The sequence below is a fragment of the Pseudomonas sp. ASL8 genome, assembly GCF_056680355.1.
In genome coordinates this window covers 4,813,443-4,829,585 of record NZ_CM155278.1, presented here as the reverse complement: position 1 = coordinate 4,829,585, position 16,143 = coordinate 4,813,443, and the positions used below count along the sequence as shown (strand labels likewise).

The following is a 16,143-nucleotide window of genomic DNA, read 5'->3' as shown; positions in this document are numbered from 1 at the left end:
AGAGAAGAAAAATAATGGAAATGCTCGCTGTTTCAACCCAGGCACAAACTCAGGCAATCCCGACACGCACGAAAGTGATCGTGTTCATATTCTGCTTTCTCGGGCTGCTGGCCGACGGTGCGGACTTAATGTTGCTGTCATACAGCCTCAGCAGCTTGCGCGATGAGTTCGGGCTCAGCAGTTTTCAGGCTGGCAGTCTGGGCAGTATTACCCTGGCCGGTATGGCGGTTGGCGGCATCTACGGTGGATGGGCCTGCGACCGGTTCGGCCGGGTCAAGGTGGTTTTCTGGACCACGATAGTGTTCTCCATCGGCACTGCGGCCCTCGGCTTTACCAACAGTTATTGGCAGTTTGCAGTCGTGCGCTTCATCGCCTCACTGGGCTTGGGCTCACTGTTCGTGGCCTGCAACACGCTTATGTCTGAGTACGTCTCTACCAAATACCGGACGACGGTGTTGGGGACGCTTCAGGCTGGCTGGACCGTGGGCTACGTCGTCGCGACCATCATGGCCGGGGCTATCATCCCGGAGCATGGCTGGCGCTGGATGTTTTTCGTGGCTATCGCGCCCGTTGTCCTCGCTCTCTTCGTCAAGCCGCTTGTGCCCGAGCCGCCTGCCTGGCTCGCTGCTCAGGCTGAGCGCCTGCGAATCAAAAAGGCCGGTGGTGCTTCTGCGGTCCAGCAAAAGCCCGGCTCGCTCAAGACGCTGATTGCCGACAAAGGTGCCCGGCGCATGTTCATCTTGTGGACGCTGACGGCGGGGTTCCTTCAATTCGGTTACTACGGGGTTAACAACTGGTTACCGTCCTATCTGGAGCGCGAGCTGCATATGGACTTCAAAGCCATGACGGGCTACATGGTCGGCACTTACGCGGCGATGATCTTCGGCAAAGTGTGCGCTGGATTCGTTGCTGACTGGATAGGTCGACGCAAGACGTTTGTGTTTGGCTGCCTGGGCACCGCTGTGCTGATCCCAATGATCGTTTACCTCAACTCTCCCGATAATATCCTCTACATGCTGGTGTTCTTCGGGTTTATCTACGGAATTCCGGTGGGCGTCGTCGCAACCTACATGACCGAGAGTTTCGAGACCCGTGTGCGTGGTTCGGCAGTAGGCGGCGCCTACAACTTCGGCCGACTGGGTGCGGCATTCGCTCCCGCGATTATTGGGCTGCTGGCAGCTCAGGTGTCGATTGCCGCTGGCATGCTGGTCATGGGCCTGGCGTATCTGGTGACCGCGTTGATACCTGCACTCTTCATTCGCGACAAAATCTACGATCCGCAGAAGGCGTAACAGGGAAACGCCACTAGGGGGTGCTTGGCCCACCACTGTATTGGCGGTAGAACCATGCAAAACGGACCACAGGGAATCCCGGTGGTCCGTCAACAGTATCGCTTGGCGTCAGGCGTTACTGACTGATGCCAGGATATTTCGTGCACGTTGAATCACCGGGGCGTCGATCATTTGTCCGTCGAGCTGAAAAGCGCCTGCTTTATCAGCACCCGCCAGCACACGACTGGCCCAGTCCACCTGAATGGGCGTCGGCGCTAATGCCCGATGCACGACGTCGACTTGGCGCGGATGGATGCACAGCATGCCTGCAAACCCCTTGGTTTGCGCGCTCAAGGCAAAGTGTTCAAGCCCGATGGGGTCGTCAATGCGGGCATAGACGGTCTCCAGCGGGGAGGCCAAGCCAGCGAGGCGGCTGTGCTGCAACAGGGCGAACCGAACCTGATCCAGCATGCATTCAGCGCCAACGGTGCCGGCAACCAGCCCCAGGTCCAGACTCATGTCCAGCCCGCCGTAGGTCAGCCGGTCCACACCCGCAACCTGCGAAATTGCGGCGAGTGCCTGTAACCCCAAGGCGCTTTCAATAATAGGCAAGACCGGGTGGCCGGTGGCAGCAACGCGGGTGACCTGTCCTGCGCTTTCAGCCTTCGGGAGCATGACGCCGCACACGCCGGATTGGCCTGTGCAGAACGCCAGGTCAGCATCATGCTGGGCGTGACTCGCCCTATTGATCCGTACCCAAACGCGGGCGGTCGGCTCTGCCTGCAAAAACGCTTCGAGATTTTTCCGGGCCAGGGCTTTGTCCGATTCCTGGACGGCATCCTCGAAATCGACGATGACCACGTCGGCGCCACTGGACAGCGCTTTGGCGAAACGTTCGGGCCGGTTGCCGGGCACAAACAGCGCCGAGCGCATCAGTTTGTCATTCATGACCGCTCCTCAGAAGCTGCGTGGCAGGTCGAGCAAATGCTCGGCGACGTAGGACAGAATCAGGTTGGTCGAGATAGGCGCGACCTGATACAGACGGGTTTCGCGGAACTTGCGCTCCACATCATATTCACAGGCGAAACCAAAACCGCCGTGGGTTTGCAGGCAGGCATTGGCTGCTTCCCAGGACGCCTTGGCCGCCAGGTATTTGGCCATGTTGGCGCTGGCACCGGCATTTTTGCCGCTGTCGTACTCCTCGCAGGCGCGCCAGCGCATCAGGTCGGCGGCTTCGATCTCGATGTGCGCTTCGGCAATCGGGAATTGCACCCCCTGGTTCTGGCCGATGGGACGCCCGAACACCACCCGATCTCTGGCATAAGCGCTGGCTTTTTCGATGAACCAGCGGCCATCACCGATGCATTCGGCGGCAATCAGCGTGCGTTCGGCGTTCAGGCCGTCAAGGATGTACCTGAAGCCCTTGCCCTCTTCACCGATCAGGCTGTCCAGAGGCAGTTCCAGGTTGTCGAAGAACAACTCGTTGGTCTCGTGATTGACCATGTTGGCGATGGGCTGAACGGTCAGGCCGTTGCCAATGGCCTCGCGCAGGTCGACGAGAAAGATCGACATGCCTTCGGATTTCTTCTTTACGTCAGCCAACGGTGTGGTGCGCGCCAGCAAGATCATCAGGTCCGAATGCTGGACTCGGGAGATCCAGACTTTCTGACCGTTGATCACGTACTTGTTGCCCTGCTTCACCGCAGTGGTCTTGATCTTGGTGGTGTCGGTGCCGGTGGTGGGTTCGGTGACGGCCATCGATTGCAGGCGCAATTCACCGCTGGCCAGTTTCGGCAGGTAATAGCTTTTTTGGACCTCACTGCCGTGGCGCAACAGGGTGAACATGTTGTACATCTGGCCGTGAACGGTGCCGGAGTTACCACCGCAGCGATTCACTTCCTCAAGGATCACCGACGCTTCGGCCAGACCCAGGCCTGAGCCGCCGTATTCAGTCGGGATCAGCGCCGCCAGCCAGCCGGCATCGGTCAGCGCCTTGACGAACGCTTCAGGGAAGCCCTTCTCTTCATCGACCTTGCGCCAGTAAGCCGCGTCGAATTCAGCACACAGGGCACGCACGCCTTCGCGGATGGCATTCAGTTCTTCGTTATCGTTGGGGTTCATCTTGATTCCTTTGGAGTGATGCGAAGCTCAGTCGAATTCGACGCTGGCGCGTTGGCTGATACCGGTGATATCGCCTGCCCACAGGTCGGCGAAACCGTGTTGGGCATGGTGCCCACCGACCTTGAAATCGGCGGGCGCAATCAGGGGGCGGATGCCGCGAAAGGAAAACTGTCGGACGTGTGCTAATGGGTTTGCCCGCACGAAAGCGGCCAGATTCAGGGTTGCGGTCAGTGGGCCATGCACGACCAGTCCGGGATAACCTTCGGTCTGGGTGACATAAGGCCAATCGAAATGGATGCGGTGGGCATTGAAGGTGACGGCTGAGTACCGGAACAGCAGCAGCGGGTCGGGGCTGATGTTTTCGCTCCATTGCGTTTCGGGAAGCTGCTCTCCGGCGCTGAGCTTGGGTGGGTTCGGTTCACGATAAACAATGTCCTGCTCTTCGCTCACGCACAGCTGCTCGTCTTGCCATACGTCATGGGCGAGCGTGACGAACAAGAGCGATCCCGTGCGCCCCTTTTTTTCCTCGATATGCTTGATCGTGGTGTGACGGCTGGCGGGCGCGTCGACGCGTAGTGGGTGGATAAAGTTGACCCGACTACCTGCCCACATGCGGTTACGCCCATGCGCGGGCGGCATGAACTCACCCAGCGTAGGGTGCCCGTCGGGACCGAGGTCGCATTGTTCTGCGCAGTCATCAAAAAAGCACCAGTGCCATAGCCAAGGTAACTCTTGGCCCTCAGTGGGTGCCGGGGTATTGAACATCGCCGCGATGCGCCGTACCAAAGGGAGGCTGAAGTGGTCATTGCGCACCTGTTTTCGGCCTACCCAGTTGCCCGGTTCGAAATCTTGCATGCTGTGCTTTCCCTATTGGATGCAGTTGCAAGCAGGATGACGGGTGCTGCTGAGGTGGGGAATTTGCTTTTGCGTAAGTCAGTGTGAAGCTTTGCCTAAGGTCGGGCAGGCAGGGTGCAACGCCGCCTTCCATTTTTTGAAATTGCTGCCTATGAGGCTGCCGATCATGCTGCTGCCAGACTTTCGTGGGAGCAGGCGGCTATGAACAAATTTCTGGATACACGCCAACAAGCGCTTTCGCTGTTTGCCAGCAAGGGCTACGCCAATGTGGGCATGCGCGAGCTAGCCTCGGCCTTGGGGATCAACTGCGGTTCGATCTACAACCACATCGAAAGTAAGGAAGCGTTGCTCTACGAGTTGTTTGAAGAGCTGCTGGGGTTATTACAGACCAAAGCCACGCAGATACAGCGCAATGCCGAGGTCCCCAAGCGGCTTCGCAAGATCATTGAAATGCACTTGCGTCTGCAGGACTGTATGCCGTGCCATTTTCAATTACTGGAACGTGAATGGCGCCATCTAAGTGAGCCTTGGCTCAGCCATGCCGACGCCCACCTGACGCGGTATGAAAACATCATTGCCGCTGCCGTTGGGCCTTCGGTTTGCAGCCGCGGCTGCACGAAAAGCATCGTCACGCTACTCAATCAAGTCCCCACCTGGTTGCCAGCGTTAGCGCTCACGGTGAAAGCTCGCCTGGATCTTGTTCACGCCATGGTCGAACTGATTCTTGCGCAGACGCGCAGCGATTCTACTGATCCGCGCGCGGGGCACGCGGCCAATTCGGGCTTCTTAGCCAAAGCAAAAGAGGGGCTTTCAATAACGTAAATGGGCACATCAACAAGACTGATCCATGCTCGGCGTTAGAGAGATACCCCCCATAACAATAAGGATCGGCCCATGTTCGCCTGGTATAAAAGCGGCACCCCACGTGAGAAGAAAACTTTTTGGGCCTGTTATGCCGGCTGGGCCCTGGATTCCTATGACATGCAGATGTTCAGCTTTTTGCTGCCCACGCTGATAGGCATCTGGGGACTGACCAAAGGCGAGGCGGGCATTGTCGGGACGTCGGCTCTACTGTCGGCCGCACTGGGAGGATGGATCGCGGGCATATTGAGCGACCGTTTCGGGCGCGTGCGAATTCTGATCTTTACCGTTTGCTGGTTCACCCTGTTTGGAGTCGTCGCAGGCTTTGCTCAGAATTTCGAGCAATTGCTGGTCGCACGTACGTTCCAAGGCTTGGGGTTTGGTGGCGAATGGGCCATCGGTGTAGCGCTCATGGCCGAGGTCATCAACCCGAAGAATCGTGGCAAGGCGCTGGGTTTCGTGCAGTCCGGGTTTGCCTTGGGATGGGCCGGCGCGGTGCTGGTCGTGACCGGCATCCTTGCGTACTTCCCCGCCGAGTACGCTTGGCGTGTGGCGTTCTGGGTCGGTGTGGTTCCGGCGCTGGTTGTGATTTTTATTCGGCGTAACGTCAAGGATTCGGACGCGTTCAAGCAATCGCAGAAGCTGGACACAGATAAAGCATCCATCGGGACCGTTTTTTCCCCCAAGTACATTCGGGTCAGCATGCTTGCGAGTCTGTTAGTTATTGGGCTGCAGGCGGGCTGCTACGTGATCCTGGTTTGGACGCCTTCGATGATGGCCGAGCGCGGCGTTGTGTCTGGATCGCTTATCCTGACGATTCTGATCATGGCGCTAGGCAGCCTTTGCGGGTTCGCTACTACTGCCTACATGTCTGACCACTTGGGCCGACGCCCGACTCTGATGATCTTGTCGTTGGCCTCCTGGATTGTCACCGTCGCTTATATGTTCGTGCCGCTCAACCCGCTTGTAGCGCACGTCATGGGCTTTTTGGTAGGTGCGTTGGCGATCGGCATGTTTGCGGCGCTGGGTCCCTTCCTGAGCGAGTTATTCCCGACCCAGGTTCGCACCACTTGCATGGGGTTTTCGTACAACGTAGGCAAATCGGTGGGCGCAATGGCTGTCACGGGGGTTGGGCTACTGGCTGCTAAATTCGGTCTGTCCCAGTCTGTTGGCGCGTTTTGCCTTGTCGCTTACGCCATCGCTGTATGTGCCTTGCTGCTGCTACCCGAAACCAAGGGGGTCCGGCTTGATGAAATTGAAAGTGTTGAGAATGAAGCCGGTCAATCCCCGCAACCGTTGTCCGGACAACGTACGTGAAGGAAGTTCAAATGATTAGAATCGTCTATCTGCTGGCTAAACCTCAAACCATGAGCGATGCGGTCTTTAAGCAGGAATGTGTACGTCACTTCGAAATGAGTGAGGGTATCCCTGGCCTGCACAAATATGAGATCAGGCTTGTGTCAGACAACCCAAGCGACACCCACGTACCCTATCTTGAGGTGCCGACTGTGCATGCTATCGGGGAATGCTGGTTTCGCGATCAGTCCGACTATGAGCTTTACATGGAGGCCGAGAAAAGAAAGGTTTGGTTTGAGCATGGCAAAACGTTCATTGGCGGGCTCAAGCCATTTGTGACGTGCAATGTAGTGTTGTAGTGGTCGAGTATCGCTTTCCGCTTCAAAATTTGGCGGGTGAGCCTCATGGAAGTTCATGGATGCCCAGCAACTTGAGCCCATGGTCAAGGCTGCCAAAGAACAGTTGCAGCAGAGCGAACTGAGCGTGACCGCCGATGCGGGCTATTCCAGCGGCAAGCAGTTCCAGGCGTTTGAAACGCCCCGGACAAGTCGGGGCGTTTGCTTGGGCCGCCTTCAGCATGTTTTTACACAGTCTGTTTAAGGTCGCTTTTTTCGTTGTAGCGTAAAACACTTCAGTTAAGTGCTCTCCAGTATTCGGAGAGGCACCGTAAACAGCAGGCATTACGTCGAAGTGGTGTTCAATCAGGGGGTCGAGTTCCGCAGGATGAGCCTGAAGGTCGGGCGCCAGAGCATCCTTTCGCTCGCGGGTGAAAGTCGAAGGACTTGAACAGAATCCAGCGTCAGATATCGATGTCATAGCACTTATCAAACCTCCGGTTGCGCACAATCCGCTTTTGCGCATGGACGAGCTGCCCGCATTGATGGCCGAACTTCACGGGTTTCGGGGGGTAAGCCAAATCCGGTTTGAGTCGGAGTCGGTAGCAGCATATCGAGCAGCTTGCTGAAGCCTTGGGGGCAAGGCATTAGAGCTGCTGCCTGAGCAGAGCCCCCCCAAAGCAATAATTGTATGTCCGGCGTTTGCATCGCGCGATTCTGCGGCATGGCCAGCATGTTGAGTAACGCTGTCAGGCAAGCCTCTCAGGGGCGGATGTATGCGCTGGGCGGGCAGCGGCCGATTGCCGCAGGCAGCGCCGTGCAGGCAGCATCGGCAGCCTTGGGCGCTGCTATAGCCCCGTCGGGGCGCTCCCCAGCAGGCGGCTTCACTCAGAGAGCCAACGGCTCGCATTTCCTGCATTGTCCGTGACACGCTGGAGCGGACAAGCGTAATAAACTGTATAATGGCAAAATGATATCTATTCATCCTTTTGTGCAGGCTATCGATCTCGAACGCGAAACCGGTCTTAGTAAGGACCTGTTGCGCAAGTGGCGTTCGCGTTACGGCTTTCCGCACCCCATCCAGCAAGAGCCGGCCGGAAGCGGCTATCCACGCGAGCAGATCGCTCAGCTGTGCTTGATCAAACGCTTGCTGGATGTCGGTTTCCGTCCGGCGCAAGTCGTCGGCAAGCAACTGGCGGAGTTGGAGCGCCTGGCCCAGGCCGTCGCGGTTTCTTCCTTCAAACCCGCTTTGTGTCTCTCAGCTCAAGCGGCACTCGAACGGCTGCGGGTGGACGACGTCGACGGGCTGGAAAAAAATCTTGCGCAGGCCCTTATCGAACAGGGCCTGACCGGTTTCGTGCAGCAGACGGCGGGGCCGTTGATGGCAGCCGTGGGCACTGGCTGGGCCTGTGGCGAGATCGAAGTCTATCAGGAGCACTTGTGCAGTGCCGTCCTGATGCGTCTGTTGTTCGCGGCCATCAGCGCGATAAAACCGCTTCCCGGTCATCCGCGTATCCTGTTCGCGACACCGCCCGAAGAACTCCATGTGCTGGGGCTACTGATGCTCCAGGCGGTACAGGCTGAGCATGGCGCCCATTGTCTGCATGCGGGGACGCAATTGTCCCTGGACGAGCTCGACAAGGCTGCCCGTGCTTATCGCGCCGATATAGTCGCGCTGTCCTTCAGTGGGGCCTACCCGCAACGCCGCGTCCGGCCTTTCTTAATCGAGTTGCGGGCGCGCCTGCCCGATGCCGTACAGCTCTGGACGGGGGGGGCGGGTGTCGCGTCGATCAAGCGAGCACCTGCTGGTGTACGGGTCTTTTCCGGCGCTTTGCAACCCGTTGAGTTTTTCCCGGGCCGAGCCGGGCCCGCAACTGTTGTTTCCCTACCCGGCACATCGTCTGCCGCCTGTCTGTGAGTACGCCCTTGTCCCGTGAATTGCCGCTGAATGCCGGTCCAACCCATGACCCTCTACCGCCGCACGATGCCGGTGGCTCCTTGCGTCATTTATTGCGACAGAGTACCCATGCGGAACATGCTCAGCTCAATCGTCAGCCGTTGCTGGCCGGTATCACCCAAGCCGGCTACCCCATTGAGCATTACCGGCTGCTGTTGGCCGCCTACATGCCGTTCTATCAGTCACTGGAGCACGCCATCGGCGGCTTTTCCCAACGCTCAGCCGTGAGCTTCGCTTACACCCCCAAGCTGCCCTGGTTGCTCGCTGATTTGCAGCATTTTGGCGGTGGGCCGGATGAAGTCTCAAGTGGCCCGCAACTGCCGAGCGCGGTCTTTGAAATCAACACGCTGGGGCAGTTTTTGGGGGTGCTGTACGCAGTGGAAGGCGCCACGCTGGGCGGGCAGCTTATAGCCAGACAGGTTGCCGCTCATCTCGGGCTGAAGGCCAACGCAGGGGCGCGATTCTTCAATGGCTACGGCCCGCAGACCGCCCACCGATGGGAGCAGTTCCTGGTGTACCTGGAAGTGCACGGCAGCGATGCCGTAGTCAGGGACCAGGCGGTGAGTGCAGCCAAGACCACCTTCTCGCGGGTCAGGGAAGTTCTGGATAGATATCAGGCAGACGCTAATGTCGAATAATCATGAGTCAGAAGTGCTTGAGGACGCGCTGAAGAACTGCGCCCGCGAACCTATCCACCTGGTCGGCAGTATCCAGCCGTTCGGGGTGTTGCTGGTTGTGGATCCGCGGCACTGGGTGATCCATACGGCCAGCCAGAACCTTGCCAGCATTTTTCCCGTCAATGCTGACGAGGCGCTCGGCAAACCATTACAGGAACTGATCGGACTGGAGTCGGTGGCATGGCTGAAAGGTCTGAACCTGGATGATGAGGCGATGGGGCCGAAAATCTGGTCTCTGTCCTTGCTTCGCGAAGGGCAGTGGCTCAAGTATGACGCTCAGGTCTTTCGCTCGGGGAACTCACTTGTAATCGAGGTGGAGCACTGGCAGCCACCTGCTGGCGACGTGTTCCATGAGCTGTTCATTCCCATCCGCGATGCCCTCTGGAAGCTGGACGCGGAAGCCGATCTGGGGCGTTACGCCCAGGCGACCGTGGATCAGGTGCGCTTATTGACTGGTTTCGACCAAGTGATGATCTACCGCTTCGATGGCAACTGGGACGGCGAAGTCATCGCGGAGAGCAAGGTCGAGCAAGCCCTGTCCTATCTGGGCAACCGGTTTCCGGCATCGGACATCCCGGCCCAAGCCCGGGAGCTGTATACCAAGAACCTGGTGCGAATCATTGCCGATGTCGATGCCGAACCCGTGCCATTGGTTAGGCAAGACGCCAGGCAGCCGGGCGCGCCGCTGGACCTTAGTCACTCTTGGTTGCGTAACCTATCGCCAGTGCATGTTGAGTACCTGCGCAATATGGGGGTGCGTGCCAGTTTGAGCATTTCCCTGGTGCAAAATGACCGGCTCTGGGGCCTGATCGCCTGTCATCACTTGACGCCCAAATACGTGAGCTTGCGCGCCCGGGAGTTGGATGAGTTCATCGGACGCTCGGCATCCCTCAAACTCACCAACATGGACAAGGACGAACGGGATGCCCTGAATCGGCGGATTCGCGACCTGTTGTTCGAAATGACCGAACTGATTCGACGCTCCGACGACCTCGATCGGGTGATCCATCTGCTGCAGGACAAGCTGCTCGGCCTAGTGCGCTCATCGGGTGCTGTGTTCATTCTGGATGGCAAGCGGCATGTACTCGGCGATACGCCCCCGATGGTGATGGTTGAGCGCTTGCTCGAGGTCTTGCGTGATCGCCCGCTTGCGACGGTTTTCCACACTGACGACTTGCGCCAGTTGCTCAGTGAGCTAGGCAGTCCGCTCGCGCCGGATGAGTCCTTCACTGGCGGGGTACTGATTGCCCCGCTGGACCGGAAAACCAAGAATTTCGTCATATGGTTTCGCCCGGGTCTGCTGCGCACCCTGCGCTGGGCGGGCAAACCGGACAAGACGGTAGTGGTGGATGCTGCGGGTGTGCATCTGTCCCCCCGCAAGTCGTTCGAGACCTGGGTCGAAACTTACCACGACAAGTCGTTGGCCTGGTCCCAAGTAGAAATCGTCGCGGCCAATTCGATATCACTTGCCCTGATCGAACTGATGGCCCATAAAGCCCTCGAAATGAGCGAGGAGAGCTATCGGCTGCTGGCCGAGAACTCCACTGATATGATCGCGCGCCTCGATTTCAATGGTTGTTTCCGTTTCGCCTCTCCGGCATGCAGAGAGCTGCTGGGACGCGATAGCGCGCAACTTGTCGGTCTGCCGTTGGCCGCGGTGTTCGACGAGGGCGTGGTCGCCGAGCAAGGCTTGCTGGCGGGCCTGAAGTCCCTCGGCGCCGTGGTGACTCGAGTCGTGCGCGGGATTCGTCCAGATGCACGGCCCTTATGGGTCGAGGCTACCTTGCGGCATACGCTAGGCAGTCGCGGTGAGAACGAAATCCTGCTGAACGCACGCGACGTCACTCAGCGTTACAATTACCAGTTGGCGATCGAGGATGTTCACCGGCGCAATACCCAGATCATGGAAGCCGCTGGCGAGGGCTTGGTCAGCCTGGATAAACAGGGGCTCATTGTCTACGCCAACGAAATGGCCGTAAAGATACTGGGGCGCAACGAGGATCGTCTGGTCGGAGTTCATTGCCGCCAAGTCTTTCGATGGGCTGATGAGACTTCCAGCGCTGACTGCGGCCAGGCCGAGTGCCCCATGCTCTCCACGCTGCGTGATGGCGAGTCACGCCAAGGGATACGAGGCCTGGCGGGGTATGGGGGCGGGGCGTCATGGTTGGCGGAGTACGTCTGTACCCCTCTGGTCGATAATCACCACATTGTCGGGTGTGTGGTGGTGTTCAGTCAGTCTGCTCAGCCGCTATTGCTCGGGCAGGCGGCGGCCACCGAGGTGATCCTTGATCAGGCGCTCGAAGCGGTGATGGTGACCGACCCTGCCAGCCGCATCACCTCAGTCAATCGGGCCTTTAGCGAAATAACCGGCTTTTCAGCAGCGGAGGCCATTGGCAGTACCCCCACGATTCTCAAGTCCGGGGTCCACACGCCGCATTTTTACCAGGAACTCTGGCGCGTACTGAAAGACAAGCGACGCTGGGCCGGGGAGATCTGGAACCGCCGCAAGAATGGCGAAATCTACCCGCAGTGGGGCAGTCTCTCTGCCATTCTCAACGCCTCGGGTGAGGTGCAGAACTACGTCGCCGTGTTCTCCGACATTTCGAAGGCCAAGCAGACCGAGGAAAAGCTTTACCACCTGGCCAACCATGATGCCCTCACCGGGTTGCCCAATCGCCTGCATTTTACCGACAAACTGCTGCAACTCCTCGAGCGCAGTCAGCAGCGTGGCAAAGGAGCGGCGGTGGTATTTATCGACCTCGATCGCTTCAAAATCATCAATGACACCCTGGGACATGCGATCGGTGACAGTTACCTGAAGGCCATTTCCGAGCGACTGTTGGCATCCATCCGCAAGCAGGATGTGTTGGCGCGCTGGGGCGGCGATGAGTTCATTCTGGTGATGGAGGATGTCAGTGATCGCCAGGCAATCGGCGCTGCCATGACGCGTATGCTGAACCAACTGGCCGAGCCTATCTACTTGGCTGGGCATGAACTCCTGCCGAGCGCGAGCATTGGCATCAGCCTCTATCCGGATGACGGCAACCGAACTGTCGAGCTGATCAAGGCAGCCGATACGGCGATGTACTGCGCCAAGACGCGGCGTAACTGCTTCGAGTTCTATGCTGAAAGCATGGCGATGTCAGCGGACCTGAGCATGAAGCTGACGCTGACCAGCGAATTGCGCCATGCCCTGCAAGAACACCAGTTCTTCCTGGTGTACCAACCCCAAATTGACCCAGAGAATGGCATCGTCCGTGGTGTGGAGGCGCTGGTGCGCTGGCAGCATCCGCAACGGGGTACCCAGGCGCCCGCGACTTTCCTGCCCGTGATCGAAGAACTCGGTCTGATGGAGGCACTCAGTCTCTGGGTCTTGGCCGAGGCGTGCCGGCAGATGAAGGAGTGGACCGAGCAAGGGGTGTCGATACCCCGAGTTGCGGTGAACGTGGCGCCGTCGCAATTGAATGATGCCTTTGTCGCCACAGTGGCACGGGTCATCGCTGAAACGGGGATCGCCTCGCAGCAGTTGGAGCTGGAAATAACCGAGGGGACTCTGGAGTCAGGGGAACTGGCGCGCCGGATCACCAGCGGGCTGCGTGGCCTTGGCGTGCTGCTGTCCATCGACGATTTCGGCACCGGCTACTCGTCGCTTTCCCATCTCAAGTTGTTTCCCATCACCTGCTTCAAGATCGATAAATCCTTTATCGACGGAGTGCCTGGCGATGAAGATGATGTCGCCATCGTACGCACCATTCTGGCTCTGGGTACTATCTTCAAAGTGGAAGTAGTGGCGGAAGGGGCAGAGACGGCGGAGCAGGTGGCTTTTTTGCGGGCAGAAGGTGTGAGGAGTATTCAGGGCTATTTCTACGCCCGCCCGATGCCCCCTATGCAGCTCCAAGCCTGGATGGCTGAACAATCCATGGATGCGGTACTGCTCTTATAGCGGCCAAGCGCTGGTGCTCGGCACGCCGGTGCCGAAGCGGCGATCACAACTGAGTAATTTCGAAGAAGTACCCGATTTTTTGGCTTCTGGCTTCCCATACGTAGCGGATGTGTTTGCCTTGCACAGGTATGGATACTGCTGGAGGGCGGAAGGCGGCTATGCACTCATGCCCGCTGGCGCGAACACTGTTGTACAGGAGCCCCCACGATTTCTCCTCGCGGAGCTTTTTGGCAAATGCTTGTGCGGAACTATAGTTGGCAGGATCAGGGTCATGCAGGTGAGCAAAGCCTGCGCGAATATCGTGCATCGGCTTGACGACCTTGTTCACGTACGTGCGCATGGTCAGCTCAACATCCGGCTCATTGGTCGCCGCGAGGAATCGTTCCTGGTGGAAGCTGGTCTCGGCGATGGCAGCGCTTTGACTGCTGGCCGCGTAGTAGAGACCGAACGTTCCATCGGTGAACCGGCTGACCTTTCCTATATGCGTGAACGCGGCCATAACAGGCGTTGAGCCGTGCCCTGATACTCGGTCTTCAGGGGCTACCCGGCTGATAAGGCCAACCTCTTCGGCTAGTCGGTCATTGGTCAGAGACTCCAGTGCATACGCCATTTGCAACTCAGCAGGATCGAGGATGTCTTCGAAGAGGGTAATCGGCGGGAACGAACTGCTGATCACTCGGTAAGCACTGTCCCAAACGGGTATCTCCAACTTCTCAGCCATTATCCGCGCACCCCATCCAGATAACGGCGGACATCTGCAATATCGACCACACGGCCGGCAAGCATGTATTTCAGCGCGGTCTGACCGTTGAAGGGGGCCGCCGTGTTCGGACTGTTAACCCAGGCATACACGCGGTCGCGGTTGTTGCTGAATATGATGCTGAGCGCCTTGTGGATGCCCATCAGGTAAGAAATACGCTCCAGCGTATCGTGCGGCAGCCGCACGCTTGGAATGCGTCGGTATTTGTAAAAAGTCGTGGTGCTGATCGCCCCCAACAACGCACGCTGCTGATCGGCTGAGCAGTTCCAGTGTTCCATGAGACCGAAAAAGAATTTCAGCGCAACCCGCCCAGCCTCTGGGCTATCAATGTCATTAGTAGCGCTATGGGCGTGGTTTGCCGTGACCATGAGGATTCTCCTGAGAGATAAATGACTAATCCCAGTGTATTACGCATGCGAAAATAAACAAGAACTTCATTCGTATGCGTAAAAACTTGGCGGGTGACTGAGTCGAGTCAGCTAGCCAGATAACCCTCAAGTATCATCTCAACGACTTCATAGTCCAGATGCCGGCTGATCGGATAGGGCTTTGAAACCTTTCCACATGCCATTTTCCAACGGAGTACTGGTGCCATATTCCAAAAGAGCTATCTCCTTATGGATAGTTCCCTCGTCGTCCGCTTGTAATACCGTTGGCGTCACTGTGAGTGACTCCCCTCGGCCTTCCGAGTGCAGGAGCCTGCGGTGACAAAATGCGTCCCCGTTGGCTGGAGAATGGCTAGCCATATAGTGCATGACCTGCGACCGAGCACGGGCCATGCACGTCAATAGTCCTGCATTAAGGAGTCGTAGCCAATGTGGTTCAGAGATGCCTCCAAAGAGCTGGTCGGTGACCTGACTCGCCTGCTGACCCAACTGCTCTCAGAAGAGCCGGTTGAAGTGAGCCCGCATTCAGGCCTGAGGCGCTACCCTGATCTGCTCAGCTCCTGCCAACGGTTAACCCAACACTTACAGGACCAGTTGCAGTTGCGGAATCAGGCGCGCGCCGTGCCTCCGGCGCCCTGTAACGCCGAGCAATACCAACAGTTGCACCTGCAGCTGAGTGACGCCGAGCGGCAACGCCAGCAACTAGAGCAGGAGTTGAAGGAATGCCGCGCCCAACTGGCTGTCGACGCCATCAGACAGGCGAGCTGGGAACAGGACGAGCAAGCCTGGGAACTCACCAAGCAGACCCTGACTGAAGGCTGCTGGGACCTCACTGTGGTCAACGGCGATGCTGATCACCCAAATAACCTGATCCGTTGGTCCGACCAGTTCCTCAATCTGATTGGCTACAGCCGTACGGAATTCGCCGATGGCTGGGACAGTTTCTTTGCGGTCGCACATCCACAGGACCTGAAGAAAGTCATGCAAGTGTTCGGCGACTACATCGCCGACGCCAAAGGTCAATCAGCTTATGTTGTCGAGTACCGCATGCGTCACAAGACTCGCGGGGAAATCTGGTATAGGGAGCGTGGTCGTTGTCTGCGCGATAGCGGTGGCGTGCTGGTAAGGGTGATTGGAGCGGTACGCGACATCAGTGATGAAAAGGCTGCCGAAGCGTTGCGTGCCCGCGAGCAAAGTAGCATTCAGAACACCTATGGGCAGATATCCCAAGTCGCCGGGGCGATCAAGGGGATAGCGGAGCAGACCAACCTGTTGGCACTGAATGCCGCTATCGAAGCAGCTCGCGCTGGCGATCAGGGTCGTGGTTTTGCCGTGGTGGCCGATGAGGTACGCAACCTGGCCAAGCGCACCCAAGAGTCAGTACAGAAAATCCAGACCATGCTCCAGTAGTACAACTTGATGCCCCTGCGAGTGCGGGCTGTGCAGGGCAGGGGGCACGTCGAAAACTGCAGGTTGGCCAGCATGATGCTGAAGGTAAGCCGCACCTTCTTGAGATCAATCCACACGACTCAGGTCGTATCGGATATGCCCGAGAAACCGGTACGAATTTACCAGGAACTTTCACTGCCCGTCGTCCTGGCCTGCCCGAGCCCGTTACAAATTGGCGCAATAATGTTCGGGTAAAAGCGATCTTGGTTGCTGTGCCAGTAACCCTTTAACA

General features: G+C 58.0%; 15 protein-coding genes and 1 pseudogene. 10 read left to right on the top strand and 6 right to left on the bottom strand.

What is annotated here, in order from left to right; translation table 11 throughout:
- Window positions 1-14 precede the first annotated feature (14 nt).
- On the top strand, window positions 15-1,292 hold the full coding sequence (locus AC1MEA_RS22265; protein ID WP_219061874.1) for an MFS transporter: 1,278 nt from the start codon (window positions 15-17) through the stop codon (window positions 1,290-1,292).
- 108 nt (window positions 1,293-1,400) lie between these two features.
- Here the strand turns inward: AC1MEA_RS22265 and AC1MEA_RS22260 are convergent, their stop codons facing one another.
- Genes AC1MEA_RS22260 through AC1MEA_RS22250 form a run of 3 tightly spaced genes read right to left on the bottom strand, consistent with a single transcriptional unit; the run spans window position 1,401 to window position 4,247 of the window.
- Window positions 1,401-2,219 carry an HpcH/HpaI aldolase/citrate lyase family protein gene (locus tag AC1MEA_RS22260; RefSeq protein ID WP_480417435.1) on the bottom strand — a complete coding sequence of 273 codons (819 nt, stop codon included), beginning with the start codon at window positions 2,217-2,219 and terminating at the stop codon, window positions 1,401-1,403.
- A gap of 9 nt (window positions 2,220-2,228) precedes the next feature.
- The gene (locus AC1MEA_RS22255) at window positions 2,229-3,392 is read right to left on the bottom strand and encodes an acyl-CoA dehydrogenase family protein (RefSeq protein WP_480417434.1); all 1,164 of its coding nucleotides are present in this window, start codon (window positions 3,390-3,392) and stop codon (window positions 2,229-2,231) included.
- 27 nt (window positions 3,393-3,419) lie between these two features.
- Window positions 3,420-4,247 (bottom strand): HTD2 family dehydratase, encoded by an 828-nt coding sequence (locus AC1MEA_RS22250; protein WP_480417433.1) that lies wholly within the window; start codon window positions 4,245-4,247, stop codon window positions 3,420-3,422.
- A 114-nt stretch (window positions 4,248-4,361) separates the two neighbouring features.
- Here AC1MEA_RS22250 and AC1MEA_RS22245 point away from each other — a divergent pair, with 114 nt between their 5' ends.
- The 3 genes from AC1MEA_RS22245 to AC1MEA_RS22235 all read left to right on the top strand — a co-directional run bounded on the left by AC1MEA_RS22245 (window position 4,362) and on the right by AC1MEA_RS22235 (window position 6,763).
- Window positions 4,362-5,069 (top strand): TetR/AcrR family transcriptional regulator, encoded by a 708-nt coding sequence (locus AC1MEA_RS22245; RefSeq protein WP_480417432.1) that lies wholly within the window; start codon window positions 4,362-4,364, stop codon window positions 5,067-5,069.
- 72 nt (window positions 5,070-5,141) lie between these two features.
- Window positions 5,142-6,425, top strand: coding sequence for an MFS transporter (locus tag AC1MEA_RS22240; protein ID WP_219061870.1), 1,284 nt, complete (start codon window positions 5,142-5,144; stop codon window positions 6,423-6,425).
- Between the two features lie 11 nt (window positions 6,426-6,436).
- Window positions 6,437-6,763 (top strand): EthD domain-containing protein, encoded by a 327-nt coding sequence (locus tag AC1MEA_RS22235; RefSeq protein WP_480417431.1) that lies wholly within the window; start codon window positions 6,437-6,439, stop codon window positions 6,761-6,763.
- Between the two features lie 43 nt (window positions 6,764-6,806).
- On the opposite strand, the gene AC1MEA_RS22230 is transcribed toward AC1MEA_RS22235, so the two are convergent.
- Window positions 6,807-7,265 carry a hypothetical protein gene (locus AC1MEA_RS22230; RefSeq protein WP_480918231.1) on the bottom strand — a complete coding sequence of 153 codons (459 nt, stop codon included), beginning with the start codon at window positions 7,263-7,265 and terminating at the stop codon, window positions 6,807-6,809.
- A gap of 165 nt (window positions 7,266-7,430) precedes the next feature.
- On the opposite strand from AC1MEA_RS22230, the gene AC1MEA_RS22225 reads away from it, so the two are divergent.
- Genes AC1MEA_RS22225 through AC1MEA_RS22210 form a run of 4 tightly spaced genes read left to right on the top strand, consistent with a single transcriptional unit; the run spans window position 7,431 to window position 13,316 of the window.
- A complete protein-coding gene (locus tag AC1MEA_RS22225) occupies window positions 7,431-7,667 on the top strand; it encodes a hypothetical protein (protein WP_480417430.1) in 237 nt (78 codons plus the stop codon).
- Window positions 7,668-7,709: 42 nt separating this feature from the next.
- Window positions 7,710-8,657 carry a MerR family transcriptional regulator gene (locus tag AC1MEA_RS22220; protein WP_480417429.1) on the top strand — a complete coding sequence of 316 codons (948 nt, stop codon included), beginning with the start codon at window positions 7,710-7,712 and terminating at the stop codon, window positions 8,655-8,657.
- An 8-nt stretch (window positions 8,658-8,665) separates the two neighbouring features.
- A complete protein-coding gene (locus AC1MEA_RS22215) occupies window positions 8,666-9,334 on the top strand; it encodes a biliverdin-producing heme oxygenase (protein ID WP_480417428.1) in 669 nt (222 codons plus the stop codon).
- Window positions 9,324-13,316 (top strand): EAL domain-containing protein, encoded by a 3,993-nt coding sequence (locus tag AC1MEA_RS22210; RefSeq protein WP_480417427.1) that lies wholly within the window; start codon window positions 9,324-9,326, stop codon window positions 13,314-13,316. Before AC1MEA_RS22215 ends, AC1MEA_RS22210 begins: the two co-directional genes overlap by 11 nt.
- Window positions 13,317-13,359: 43 nt before the next feature.
- Here AC1MEA_RS22210 and AC1MEA_RS22205 read toward each other — a convergent pair whose 3' ends face one another.
- Window positions 13,360-14,037 (bottom strand): RES family NAD+ phosphorylase, encoded by a 678-nt coding sequence (locus AC1MEA_RS22205; RefSeq protein ID WP_480417426.1) that lies wholly within the window; start codon window positions 14,035-14,037, stop codon window positions 13,360-13,362.
- Window positions 14,037-14,444, bottom strand: a complete 408-nt coding sequence (locus AC1MEA_RS22200) for an MbcA/ParS/Xre antitoxin family protein (RefSeq protein WP_219061863.1) — start codon at window positions 14,442-14,444, stop codon at window positions 14,037-14,039. Before AC1MEA_RS22200 ends, AC1MEA_RS22205 begins: the two co-directional genes overlap by 1 nt.
- Before the next feature lie 447 nt (window positions 14,445-14,891).
- On the opposite strand from AC1MEA_RS22200, the pseudogene AC1MEA_RS22195 reads away from it, so the two are divergent.
- Together AC1MEA_RS22195 and AC1MEA_RS22190 are read left to right on the top strand one after the other, a co-directional pair.
- Window positions 14,892-15,869 (top strand): annotated as a pseudogene (locus AC1MEA_RS22195) (methyl-accepting chemotaxis protein); the annotation flags it as partial.
- Window positions 15,870-15,928: 59 nt separating this feature from the next.
- On the top strand, window positions 15,929-16,141 hold the full coding sequence (locus AC1MEA_RS22190; RefSeq protein ID WP_480918200.1) for an ATP-grasp domain-containing protein: 213 nt from the start codon (window positions 15,929-15,931) through the stop codon (window positions 16,139-16,141).
- Window positions 16,142-16,143: the final 2 nt, after the last annotated feature.

Bases quoted from the DNA above. Each gene is read 5' to 3' on its own strand.
- AC1MEA_RS22265 (WP_219061874.1), top strand. From the start codon at position 15: ATGGAAATGCTCGCTGTTTCAACCCAGGCACAAACTCAGGCAATCCCG.
- AC1MEA_RS22260 (WP_480417435.1), bottom strand. From the start codon at position 2,219: ATGAATGACAAACTGATGCGCTCGGCGCTGTTTGTGCCCGGCAACCGG.
- AC1MEA_RS22255 (WP_480417434.1), bottom strand. From the start codon at position 3,392: ATGAACCCCAACGATAACGAAGAACTGAATGCCATCCGCGAAGGCGTG.
- AC1MEA_RS22250 (WP_480417433.1), bottom strand. From the start codon at position 4,247: ATGCAAGATTTCGAACCGGGCAACTGGGTAGGCCGAAAACAGGTGCGC.
- AC1MEA_RS22240 (WP_219061870.1), top strand. From the start codon at position 5,142: ATGTTCGCCTGGTATAAAAGCGGCACCCCACGTGAGAAGAAAACTTTT.
- AC1MEA_RS22235 (WP_480417431.1), top strand. From the start codon at position 6,437: ATGATTAGAATCGTCTATCTGCTGGCTAAACCTCAAACCATGAGCGAT.
- AC1MEA_RS22230 (WP_480918231.1), bottom strand. From the start codon at position 7,265: ATGCGCAAAAGCGGATTGTGCGCAACCGGAGGTTTGATAAGTGCTATG.
- AC1MEA_RS22225 (WP_480417430.1), top strand. From the start codon at position 7,431: ATGTCCGGCGTTTGCATCGCGCGATTCTGCGGCATGGCCAGCATGTTG.
- AC1MEA_RS22220 (WP_480417429.1), top strand. From the start codon at position 7,710: ATGATATCTATTCATCCTTTTGTGCAGGCTATCGATCTCGAACGCGAA.
- AC1MEA_RS22210 (WP_480417427.1), top strand. From the start codon at position 9,324: ATGTCGAATAATCATGAGTCAGAAGTGCTTGAGGACGCGCTGAAGAAC.
- AC1MEA_RS22205 (WP_480417426.1), bottom strand. From the start codon at position 14,037: ATGGCTGAGAAGTTGGAGATACCCGTTTGGGACAGTGCTTACCGAGTG.
- AC1MEA_RS22200 (WP_219061863.1), bottom strand. From the start codon at position 14,444: ATGGTCACGGCAAACCACGCCCATAGCGCTACTAATGACATTGATAGC.